Origin of the sequence: Flavivirga algicola (genome assembly GCF_012910715.1) — a bacterium.
In the GTDB taxonomy this organism is placed as follows: Bacteria; Bacteroidota; Bacteroidia; order Flavobacteriales; family Flavobacteriaceae; genus Flavivirga; species Flavivirga algicola.
This window is the reverse complement of record NZ_JABBHF010000001.1, coordinates 222,016-234,284: the sequence shown is the minus strand read 5'-3', so window position 1 is coordinate 234,284 and position 12,269 is coordinate 222,016. Positions and strand designations below refer to the sequence as shown.

At 34.3% G+C, this 12,269-nt stretch carries 7 protein-coding genes; 5 read left to right on the top strand and 2 right to left on the bottom strand.

Features of this window, described 5'->3' with window-relative positions; translation table 11 throughout:
- The first annotated feature begins 4 nt into the window (after window positions 1-4).
- Window positions 5-1,375: a 30S ribosomal protein S6--L-glutamate ligase gene (gene rimK / locus HHX25_RS00810; protein WP_169669098.1), complete on the top strand. Its 1,371-nt coding sequence runs from the start codon at window positions 5-7 to the stop codon at window positions 1,373-1,375.
- A gap of 530 nt (window positions 1,376-1,905) precedes the next feature.
- Here rimK and HHX25_RS21510 read toward each other — a convergent pair.
- The gene (locus tag HHX25_RS21510; protein WP_394352851.1) at window positions 1,906-2,112 is read right to left on the bottom strand and encodes a BfmA/BtgA family mobilization protein; all 207 of its coding nucleotides are present in this window, start codon (window positions 2,110-2,112) and stop codon (window positions 1,906-1,908) included.
- A 177-nt stretch (window positions 2,113-2,289) separates the two neighbouring features.
- Here HHX25_RS21510 and HHX25_RS00805 point away from each other — a divergent pair, with 177 nt between their 5' ends.
- The 4 genes from HHX25_RS00805 (at window position 2,290) to HHX25_RS00790 (ending at window position 10,487) form a co-directional block, all read left to right on the top strand.
- On the top strand, window positions 2,290-2,709 hold the full coding sequence (locus tag HHX25_RS00805) for a hypothetical protein (protein ID WP_169669096.1): 420 nt from the start codon (window positions 2,290-2,292) through the stop codon (window positions 2,707-2,709).
- 335 nt (window positions 2,710-3,044) lie between these two features.
- The gene (locus HHX25_RS00800) at window positions 3,045-5,489 is read left to right on the top strand and encodes a DUF4982 domain-containing protein (protein WP_394352850.1); all 2,445 of its coding nucleotides are present in this window, start codon (window positions 3,045-3,047) and stop codon (window positions 5,487-5,489) included.
- A gap of 314 nt (window positions 5,490-5,803) precedes the next feature.
- Window positions 5,804-8,269, top strand: coding sequence for a beta-galactosidase GalB (gene galB / locus HHX25_RS00795; protein ID WP_169669093.1), 2,466 nt, complete (start codon window positions 5,804-5,806; stop codon window positions 8,267-8,269).
- Between the two features lie 55 nt (window positions 8,270-8,324).
- Entirely contained in the window at window positions 8,325-10,487 is a 2,163-nt protein-coding gene (locus tag HHX25_RS00790; protein WP_240964193.1) for a glycoside hydrolase family 3 C-terminal domain-containing protein, read from the top strand.
- 111 nt (window positions 10,488-10,598) lie between these two features.
- Here HHX25_RS00790 and HHX25_RS00785 read toward each other — a convergent pair whose 3' ends face one another.
- Window positions 10,599-12,095 carry a sulfatase-like hydrolase/transferase gene (locus tag HHX25_RS00785; protein WP_169669089.1) on the bottom strand — a complete coding sequence of 499 codons (1,497 nt, stop codon included), beginning with the start codon at window positions 12,093-12,095 and terminating at the stop codon, window positions 10,599-10,601.
- Window positions 12,096-12,269: the final 174 nt, after the last annotated feature.

The window sequence follows — 12,269 nt, the reverse complement described above, 5'->3', positions numbered from 1 at the left end:
TACATTGAACGATTTAAAAATAATTGGAAGTGAAGAATGGTGTTCATTTGAAGCCTTTGGTATTTCTGCAATAAAAGCACGTGTAGATTCAGGTGCCAAAACATCATCTATACAAGCAAATAAGATTAAAGTTTTCTATAAAGATACTGAAGAGTGGGTGCGCTTTCATGTCAATCCTCTTCAAGACAATAGAAGTATAGATATAATTTGTGAGGCAAAGATTCATGCAAAACGTTCTGTAAAGAGTTCAATGGGTATATCTGAAGAACGTCTTGTTATAAAAGCCCCAATAACTTTGGAAGACGATATTTTTGATATTGAATTAACACTAGCTAACCGAGATTCTATGGAATTTAGAATGTTACTAGGTAGAGAAGCATTACACAATCGCTATTTGGTAAATCCATCGACAACTTACCTTTTGCCTGAATTCTCACAAGAAGATTTAGATGAAAAGTATGTGGCTTTTCGAAAAGAAAAGACTGGATTAAAGATTGCCTTATTGGCAAGCAATCCAGAGTTGTTTAGTAATAAACGTCTCATTGAAGCAGGACAAGCAAGAGGACATGAAATGATTTTTCTTAATGTGCAACAAGCTTATATGAAATTTGATGCTAAAGAGCCTCAAATACGCTATCGTGGTGGCAATGTTATTGATGAATTTGATGCAATTATACCAAGAATAAAACCATCTGTAACCTTTTATGCATGTGCATTGTTAAGGCAGTTTGACGCTATGAATACCTATTGTTTAAATTCGGCAGATGCTATTACACAATCTAGAGATAAGTTATTAGCAACCCAGCTATTTGCTAAAAACGATATGCATATACCAATTACTGGATTTGCGAATTCTCCGTTAGACACAAAAGACTTAATAAAGATGGTTAATGGTGCTCCACTTATTATTAAATTATTGGAAAGCACCCAAGGAAAGGGCGTTGTGTTAGCCGAAACTACAAAAGCAGCAGAAAGCGTAATAAATGCGTTTAAGAGTGTAAAAACTAATATTTTGGTTCAAGAATATATTAAAGAAGCAAATGGACAAGATATACGTTGTTTTGTAGTTAATGGCAAAGTGGTTGCATCAATGCAGCGGCAAGCTGCTAAAGGAGAATTTAGAGCAAATATCCATCAAGGTGGTTCTGCATCTAAAATTAAGATTACTTCAGAAGAACGTAAGCTAGCTATTAAGGCAGCTAAGATTTTAGATTTGCCAGTCGCTGGTGTAGATATTATTCGATCTAATAAGGGGCCTTTGTTATTAGAGGTTAATTCCTCTCCTGGGCTTGAAGGTATTGAAAGTGCAACTGGACTAGATATTGCCAATGTAATGATTGAAGCTATTGAAAAGAAGCTCAAGTTCAAGTCTTAATGTGGTATTAAAATAAGAATCATGAGACCTCAGGAAACTTGAATAAATTAGATATATTATGAACCATCATCCATATAGGGCAAATCTGAAAGTTCCTTTTTTTTAATGTTACGAAGCAAACCGCTAATTAGTTTAATGACCCAAGTTCCAATTAACCTAATGAAATACAATGTTTCTGGGATATTTTACATAATACTACACTATAGCTATCATTTTTTATAAATGGATCTTAGTCGTAATATCATAATTTCGCCAACGCTCCATCTGTGTTATAAATAGCTTCATCCACTGGGTAAACCTATTTGTAAAATGTACTATAATTTATCTTATGCTGCGTAAGGCTCATTAATATTTATATAATTTGTACCTTTATGACACTAAAGAAGACCAAATTATATCTTCAAAGTTCTTTTTATGGTTTTAGTGTACAAATAGGTGTGCATATTTTAAAATAATGAAATAAAGTGCTGAAAAACAGTGTGATATAAAGAGGTGGTTAAGTCTGCCACCCCGACGAACCTAGAAATAGGTTACAACAAAACACTGTTAATCATATGATTTTCAGTGTTTTTTGTTTTTGTACATTTATTTGATGTCAAATGAATCCATAAGTCGTACGAAAGTACAGTGTCTTCAAAAAAAGTATTTATACAGTCAAGTGTTTCAAAATAATTTAGACTTGTCTTTTTTGAATATTCTTTGAATTTTTCAATAACTTTTTTCTTTAACCGAATCATATTATTTTAAGTCAGATTGAATTAAAAAGGAAAACTATAAAAAGAATCCTATTGGTATACGTAAGGAGTTGATAGCAAATCATAAAATAATAGAACTAAAATATTACTCTCAATAGTTTGATTACAAATTTTATTCTATTTATAGATTTCATATTTTTACATATCCAAACCCAAACCTTGATTAAAATTAGCTTGAATATGTTGTCTTTTGAATCTTCACTTTATAGGATTTCTTTTGTTTTTTTTGTTTTCATTTTTAGTTGTTCCCAGGAAAAAAACACAACTATCTGTAGTTATACAAACAATGGGTATATCGTTTCTGTTTTAGAAATAAATAAAACTTCTGCAGCCGCTTTCGCGCCACAATATATTCAAGTTAAAATTGAATCTCTCAAAAGTGGTCAAGACTATTTTTTATCGGAAGAAATAGAGATTCATAATGATGGTGTTAATTTATTCTGTGAAAAAAACTTTCAGCTCCAATGGGTTTCCGAGGAACAATTTTATTTAAGCATAAATGGAGAAGAACAGTCATTGGAAAAATATCTGTTTCAAATCAAATCACCTTTGTCTAAAAGTGAAGTAAAAGAATTTTGAATTGAAAAATGTATTAGAGGTTTGATTACCATTTAATTATCTGTTTTTTTGTTTCAAATTCAGTTTTAAAACGAAGATGTATAAAAACTTCTTGTTTTATTAAGCGAAAATAATTTACTATGAGAGATATCCAAGTTACCCATAGAAACAACTTTATGTCTTATTCTATAGATATTTGGAGGTATAAATAACTCATATGATTCAAAAAATAAAAGTTCCAAAATATAGTACTAAAAGCTATGCTGTGGTCAATATTTTTATAGAAAAGTTTGGTAATAATAACCAAGAAAATCTTGTGGCAAATTCGGATTAAAAAAATAAATGAAACAATGAAAATGAATAGTAAAGTAGTATGCGCTTTAATGATTGCAATTACAATATTGAGTCAATTAACATATGCTCAAGCTAGGTTTGTTAAAAATTTAGAAGGGCATTGGAAATTTCAAAAAGGAAATATAAGTGATGCTCATCAGGTTGATTTTAATGATAGGAACTGGGAAACCGTAACAGTGCCACATGATTGGGCTATTTATGGACCTTTTAATAAGGATGTAGATAAACAAACAGTGGCTATATTTCAAAATGGGGAAAAAGTAGCTACAGAAAAAACAGGCAGAACAGGGGCTTTGCCGCATATTGGTACAGCATGGTATAGAAAAACCTTTAGTGTGCCTGAGTTTGAAAAAGATAAAAAAGCGATCCTCCTTTTTGAAGGTGTTATGAGCGAACCAGAAGTGTTTCTAAACGGTCATAAAATTGGAGAGTGGAAATATGGCTACGGTTATTTCTATTTTGATATTTCAGATAAGATTCTGGACGGAAAAAATATATTGGCAGTTAAAGCATCGAATAAAGCCTTTGCATCACGTTGGTATCCAGGAGCTGGTATTTACAGAAAGGTTAGTCTAATTGTTAAGAACAGGGAAAGTATTGACCAATGGGGAACTTTTATTGAGACACCTTATATTTCTGAAAAAGAAGCAAAAGTAACTATTAAAACTAAAGTTACTGGAGATCAAATTAAATTGGTAACCACCATATTTGATGCTAAAGGAAGTAAAGTTAATTCGAATAGTACCACAGAACATTTTGGTAATGAGTTTGAGCAAAATATAAAAATTGAGCACCCTAACCTCTGGAGTCCTACCAGCCCATATTTATATACAGCAGTGTCTCAGGTTTTTGTAGATAACCAATTAAAAGATGAACAATCAACACGCTTTGGAGTTAGAAGTATCAAATTTGATTCTAAAACGGGTTTTAGTTTAAATGGAAAAGTAACAAAGTTTAAAGGTGTCTGTCTTCACCATGATTTAGGGCCTTTGGGAGCAGCGATAAATAAGGCTGCATTAAAAAGGCAATTAACCATTCTTAAAGATATGGGGTGTAATGCTATAAGAAGCTCACATAATATGCCTTCTTTGGAGCAATTAGAACTTTGTGATGAAATGGGCTTTATGTTTTTGGCAGAAAGCTTTGATGAATGGGCAAAACCAAAAGTAAAAAATGGATATAACAGATTTTTTGAAGCATATGCCGAAAAAGATGTGGTAAACCTTGTTCAGGCAACCAGAAATCATCCCTGCATTGTCATGTGGAGTTCTGGAAACGAGGTGCCTGATCAGGCTGGTTCGGAAGGTGTAAAGCGTGCAAAATATTTACAAGATATTTTTCATAGAGAAGATCCAACAAGACCTGTGACTGTTGGAATGGATCAAGTGAAATCGGTTATGGAATCTGGTTTTGGTTCTATTTTAGATGTTCCAGGTCTTAATTACAGAGTACATTTATATGAAGAAGCTTATGAAAAATTTCCTCAGGGATTCATTCTGGGATCTGAAACAGCTTCAACTATAAGTTCAAGAGGCATTTATAAGTTTCCTGTGGTGCAAGGAAAAATGACGCAACACGATGATTTGCAATGCTCTTCGTACGATTTAGAATCATGTAATTGGTCTAATGTACCAGATGAAGATTTTGTCTTGCAAGATGACAAACCATGGGTAATAGGTGAGTTTGTTTGGACTGGTTTTGACTATTTAGGTGAACCAACGCCTTATGATAAAAAATGGCCTTCAAGAAGTTCGTATTTTGGAATATCAGATTTAGCAGGTTTACCTAAAGATAGGTATTATCTATATAGAAGCAGGTGGAATACGACAAGTGAGACACTTCATGTTTTGCCACATTGGAATTGGAATGGTAGAGAAGGAAAAATAACACCTGTTTTCGTATACACCAACTATAATAGTGCAGAGCTTTTTATTAATGGAAAAAGTATGGGCATTCAAAAAAAGAACACTTCCACACCGCAAAATAGATACCGATTAATGTGGATGGATGTAAAATACGAACCAGGAACTCTAAAAATCGTGGCTTATGATGATGACGGAAATCAAAAAGCTGTTAAAGAAATTATAACTGCCGAGAAACCATATAGATTAGTTTTAAGCCCAGATAGAAAAACCATTAAAGCAGATGGTAAAGATATTTCATACGTGGAAGTGTCTGTATTGGATAAAAAAGGGAATCCTTGTCCTACTGCAACAAATCAACTAAAATTTAAAGTGAAAGGCGATGGAATTTTTAGAGCCGCATGTAATGGCGATGCAACATCATTAGAAATGTTTCATAAACCAACTATGAAATTATTCAGTGGTAAATTGGTTGTATTGGTTCAGTCCACAAAAAGATCGGGTGATATATCTTTGACCGTTACAGGTAATGGATTAAAACCAGCCAGAACACAAATTAAAACTGAAAATTTAACTTTAGAGTAATTATTTAATAACGTGGTTAGCGTATTTCGAATAATTTCTACTCCTCCAAAAAATATAAAAGTCGATTAATGGTACAAATTGAAACATTTGTGTTACTATTTGTAACAAGAGGTATAATAACTAGCTGGAATTTTAAATATTTTTGTGGTAAATAAATACGCAAATTTAGGTTTGCGAAGTACGCCCTTCAATTTTTTTCATAAAAATTATTTAGTTTCATAGAATTCAGAATATTAGGTATATATAAGTATACCAGCATCATATTTTATTGGGTTTATGAGAAGAGGTTAAGAAGAAATAAAAATGATTAACAAATGAATAAAACCAAAAAGCTTTTCCTATCATGTATATTGATTTTAGGAATTTTTAATAGTGGGGCACGGGCTCAAGATATTAATTTCAATGATGCCTGGAAGTTCTACAATGCAGAAGTTGAAGATGCAGAAAAAGTAGCATTTAACGATACTGAATGGAGACATTTAGACCTACCTCATGATTGGGCTATAGAAGGTCCTTTTGATGTCAAGTACAATGCCCGCGCTGGTGGGCTTCCGTTTCATGGAACAGGCTGGTATCGTAAGCATTTTAAAATAGATCCAAACACTAAAGGAAAAGTAGTAAGAATTGAGTTCGAAGGGGCTATGTATGATGCTCATGTATGGATAAATGGCCAATTTATAGGAAACCGCCCTTATGGATATATTGGTTTTGAATTTGATATTAGTAAATACTTGAAGTACGATGGCTCTGATAATGTTATAGCTGTTCGTTTGAAACCAGAAGACTTGTCGTCACGCTGGTATCCTGGAGCTGGTTTATACCGTTCAGTATGGTTAAAGATTGATAACCCTGTCCATGTTAGGCAATGGGGGACTTATATTACAACACCTACTGTCACGAAAACATTAGCAGTGGTTCAAAATGAAACGGTAATAGAAAACAAAGGTAATAATGACATTAAAGTAAATGTAAAACAAGAATATTTTTCACCAGAAGGCAAATTGGTAACATCTGTTGACGAAACCATTTCTGTTTCTGCTAACGCTTCGAGTACTTCTGCATTATTTTGCAATATTGACAATCCACAACGTTGGGATACGGATACCCCCAATTTATATGATGTTGTGACCACAGTGACACAAAATGGAAACGTTGTAGATACCTATAAAAGTAGGATAGGATTAAGGTCTATAAGATATACTAAAGATGGATTTTTCTTAAATGGTAAGTTGGTACGTTTTAATGGTGTGTGTTTGCATCATGACAATGGTGCTTTGGGGGCTGCTGTTTATCGAAGAGCAGACGAAAGAAAGTTACAAATTATGAAGCGCATGGGTGTAAACGCCATTCGCACGAGCCATAATCCTCCCTCAAGAGAACTTTTGGAACTTTGTGATGAATTGGGGCTTATGGTACAGGATGAAGCGTTTGATGTTTGGAAAATGCAAAAAGTGCCTAACGGTTACAATAAATATTTTGATGCGTGGGGGGAGAGAGATTTAAAAGATATGATTTTAAGAGATCGTAATCATCCATCCATAGTCATGTGGAGTATTGGTAACGAAATTATTGAGCAAAAAGATAAAAGAAATGGTTGGAAGGTTGCGAAGCGACTAAATGATTACTGTAAAGAAATAGACCCTACAAGGCCAACTTCTGCAGGGTTTAATCATTATTCAGGACCGTACGATAATAATATGGCACAACAAGTTGATATAGCTGGTGTCAACTACAAACCAACAAGATATAGTAATATTCGAAATAAATATCCAGAATTGGCTATAGTTGGTTCTGAAACTTCCAGTTGTACCAGTAGCCGTGGCGTTTACCACCTACCAATTGAAAAATATAAAACGCATGCATCCAAGCATGTTACAAGTTATGATTTAATAGGCCCGGTTTGGGCGTATCCACCAGATATTGAGTTTCATTTTCAAGAACAAAACCCGCACGTCATGGGAGAGTTTGTTTGGACTGGATTCGACTATTTAGGAGAACCAACACCTTACGGAGGAAGGGACAATTCTACCAATGGGTATTGGAATGATGATTGGCCATCCCATAGTTCTTACTTTGGTACTGTAGATTTGTGTGGATTTCCTAAAGATAGATTTTACTTGTATCAAAGTCAGTGGACTACTAAACCTATGATTCACTTATTACCTCACTGGAATTGGAAAGGTATGGAAGGGAAAAACATCCCTGTGTATTGTTATACCAATTGTGATAGTGCTGAACTTTTTGTTAATGGAAAATCAATGGGTAGAAGGGTGAAAGGTAAAGATTTAACAGAATTGAAAGTTGATTTCTTAAGATACGAGCCTAAAACTTTTAAATCTAAATATAGATTGTCTTGGGAGGTGCCTTATGAATCAGGAAATATTAAAGTTGTTGGTTACAAAGACGGTAAGGCAATTCAAGAAAAGCAAATTTTTACAGCAGGCAAACCAGCTAAAATAAACTTATCTGTTGATAGAAGTATGATAAAATCAGATGGAGAAGATTTGGCTTATGTCACAGTAAGAATAGAAGATAAAAACGGAAACTTATGCCCAGACGCAGACAATCTTGTAAGTTTCTCAGTAAAGGGTGTTGGCGAATTACTTGCGGTTGATAATGGCAATCAAACTAGTTTGGAGTCATTTCAAGCAGATCATAGAAAAGCTTTCAGCGGGATGTGCTTAGCTATTTTAAAGTCATCTGAAAAAAGTGGAGAAATAAAATTAATAGCAAAATCAAAAAAATTAAAATCGAGTCAGATTACCATCCAAACAAAATAAAATTTAAATCTCAATTAAAATTAATAATTTATAACCTATAAAAAATTATATGCAAATGTATAAGTTTATCATGCTAGCACTTTTGTTAGTACCTATTTCTATCAACAGTCAAACATCCAATCAAAAATGGTTTGATACGACATTAAGCCATGAGGAACGAATAGATCATTTAATTAAGTCTATGACTTTAGAGGAAAAAACATCCCAGCTATTGGATGTTTGCCCGCCCATTGAACGCTTAAATATACCCGAATACAATTGGTGGAATGAGGCATTACACGGTGTAGCAAGAAATGGTCGAGCAACAGTTTTTCCTCAAGCCATTGCATTTGGAGCTACTTTCGACGAAGATTTAATTTATCGCGTAGGAACGGCTATTTCAGATGAAGCTAGAGCAAAATATAACGAAGCAATTAAGATCAATAACAGAGGTAGATATGCTGGTTTGACATTTTGGTCTCCTAATGTCAATATTTTTAGAGATGCTCGATGGGGGCGTGGCCAAGAAACTTATGGAGAAGATCCGTTTTTAACGAGTAGAATAGGCGTGAATTTTGTTAAAGGTTTACAAGGTGATCATCCAGAGTATATGAAAGCTGCCGCTTGTGCCAAGCACTATGCGGTTCATTCTGGTCCAGAAGAATTAAGGCATGAGTTTGATGCAATAGTTAATAAGAAAGACCTGTTTGAAACCTATTTGCCAGCTTTTAAAGCTCTGGTACAGGAAGCTAAAGTGGAAGGTGTTATGGGCGCTTATAACCGTACGTTGGGAGAGCCATGTACAGGAAGTCCTTATCTATTGCAGGATATTTTGAGAGATCAATGGGGTTTTAAAGGATATATTGTTTCAGATTGCGGGGCCATAAGTGACTTTCATAAGTTTCATAAAGTAACAAAAACGCCAGAAGAATCAGCTGCATTAGCTTTAATAAACGGTACGACTATTAACTGTGGAAATGTTTATAAAGTTTTAAAATCTGCCCTAGAACAAAAGTTAATCACTGAAAAATTAATCGATAAACGATTAAAGGAGAGTTTTTTAACACGTTTCAAATTAGGTATGTTCGACCCAATTGGAACAAATCCTTATGATCAAATAACTTCGGAGGTTGTTAATTCGGAAAAACATCGTGCTCTAGCTAGGGAGGTAGCCGAAAAATCTGTAGTACTTTTAAAGAATAAAAATAATATTCTTCCCTTAAAAAAAGATGCTAGAACAGTCTATGTATTAGGACCCAATGCATCAAGTGAAGAAGTTTTATTAGGGAACTATTATGGGTTAACGGGCAGTTCTCAAACCATTTTAGATGGTATTGTAAACAAAGTGAGTGTAGGTACAAGTATTAATTATAAATATGGTATTCTACCATTTAGAGATAATTTAAACCCAATAGATTGGGCAACAGGTGATGCAGCAAAATCAGATGTGACTATAGCTGTGATGGGGATTTCTGGATTATTTGAAGGTGAAGAGGGCGAAGCGCTAGCGTCTACTTTTAAAGGTGATAAAAAAGATTTAAAACTTCCTGAAAATCAAATTAATTTCATAAAAAAGATTAGGAAGAAATCTAAAAAACCATTGGTTTTGGTGTTAACAGGAGGAAGTCCAATAGCAATTCCAGAACTTCATGACTTGGTTGATGCTGTTGTGTTTGCTTGGTATCCTGGCGAAGAGGGCGGTAATGCTGTCGCTAACATTCTGTTCGGTGATGTTGCTCCTTCGGGAAAATTACCTATAACGTTTCCAAAATCCATTGACCAATTACCTGCTTACGATGATTATAATATGACAGGCAGGACTTATAAATACATGGAAAAAGAACCGCTGTATCCGTTTGGGTTTGGGCTGTCTTACACAACCTTTACATATAAGAACTTAACAATTGATCGTAAATATAATGTCTCGGTTGCCGTTACTAATACTGGGGGTTATGACGCTCAGGAAGTGGTACAGCTCTATATAAGTTCTCCTTTAGCAGGAAAAGAAGATCCAATTTACGATTTAAAAGCATTTAAAAGAGTGCAACTAAAATCTGGCGAGACAAAAACAATATCTTTTAATTTATCTAAAGAAACGTTTAACCAATTTAATCAAGAAGGGAAGGAAGTTTTAAGAAAAGGAGATTATACAATCTATATAGGAGGTTCGTTGCCTTCTCAGCGTAGTTTAGATTTGGGAGCATCTAAACCTGTTTTAACAACGTTCAAGGTTAAGTAGTTTGACAAAAAGCTACCAACCATTAGCTTTACATTTGAGTAAAAAAATAACAGCTATTTACTTTTGTTAAAAAGAAAGTAAATAGCTGTTTTTATATCTATCACATTAATTTTACAGTTTCTTGGACGACTTCCCTTGGGCTTCATCCTTAGTCAAGGAAGCATTCGATAAATTAGGGTCTGTATCTCCCGAATCTTTAAACACATCTTCGGCCCATTTGTTGTGAAGTTTCTTCAGTTTTTTAACGACCCTCGGATATTTCTTGGCATAATTGATTTCTTCTGGATTTTCATCATCTAAATTTGCTAAATAGTATTCTGGCATTTCAAATTCTTTTTCAGGATGATTGGAGTATTTGCCAGTAGTATCATATCCTTTGTAAATAAGTTTCCAAGGTCCTTCTTTTACAGCCCACATATGCTGCCACATCCAATGAAGCGCTTTATGTTCTGTAGGTGCCTCTTTATGGAGAATGATGGGCAATGCACTTTTGCCATCAAGTTTGTTTTTTGGAGTAGGAATATCCAATATATCACAAATTGTAGGAAGAATATCTAAATTAATAATAGTCTGGTCTCTAACTTCTCCTTTTGGAAACTTTTTTGGGTAGCTTATTATTGCAGGAACCCGTATGCCTCCTTCAAAAAAACTTCCTTTGGCGCCACGCCATTTACCAGTATAACCGCCACCGCCATTGCCGCCATAGCTTACATCCCAATTATAGTAATCTTCGGTGGAATGTCCATTATCACTCATATAAATAACGATGGTGTTATCCTTTATCCCGGTTTTTTCAATTTTATCCAAAACCTCTCCAATTTTTTTATCCATTGTAGAAATCATGGGGGCGTAGGAGCTTCTTGGCCATTTTAAATGCTTGTACTGCTCTGTAAAGATAGAATCTGCTTGTTCTGGGTAATGCGGTAAATTAAAAGGCAGATATAAAAAGAATGGTTCATTAGCATTTTTTTCTATGAACTTTTTGGCTTCTGCTACTTGAAGATCTGGGAAATATTCACCATCTCTAAAAATTTCTTTTTTACCATCATAGAGATCATGAAATTGAGGGCGTTGCCATTTCGCATGAAGAAAGCGATGGGTATAATAATCAATAAAACCACCTCTGAAGCCAAAAAATGTATCGAATCCTTGATCCAATGGACCATGATCCATCAGGGCTCCTAAATGCCATTTACCAATAATCCCTGTTTTATAGCCATAATTTTTGAGATGTTCAGCAATAGTGATTTCCTTTAGATTCATAACCCGGCCTACCTTGTCGTTAGGTGAACATGATGTCCAGTTGTTAACACCACTTCGTTGTGGAGCCCTTCCAGTAAGCAAGGAAGCTCTTGAGGGACAGCAAACTGTATGTGCATAGGCATGCGTAAACTTGACGCCTTCTTGTGCTAAATTATCTAAAACGGGCGTTTTTATATCTGTCGCTCCATAGGTGCCTAAATCTAAAGTACCTTGGTCATCAACATAAATCAGCACAATGTTGGGGTATGCCTCGGATACTTTGTTTTTGTGATTTTTAATATTATTTACAGATTGAGAATAACTTGAAGTAATCGTGAATAAAAAAAGAATAATAATTTTTTTCATGTGATAATTTATAATGGCTTTTGTTGGAACAAATTTCTTACATCGATCTATATTTCGTTATCACAATTCTTGCGAATAATAACATTTTTATCACAGGTTGAATTTTTATATCTCCTTTTTTTGTGCATTTAAACTGTTTTTTGAATGAAAAGGGGAGGTTGGATTACTCAATAA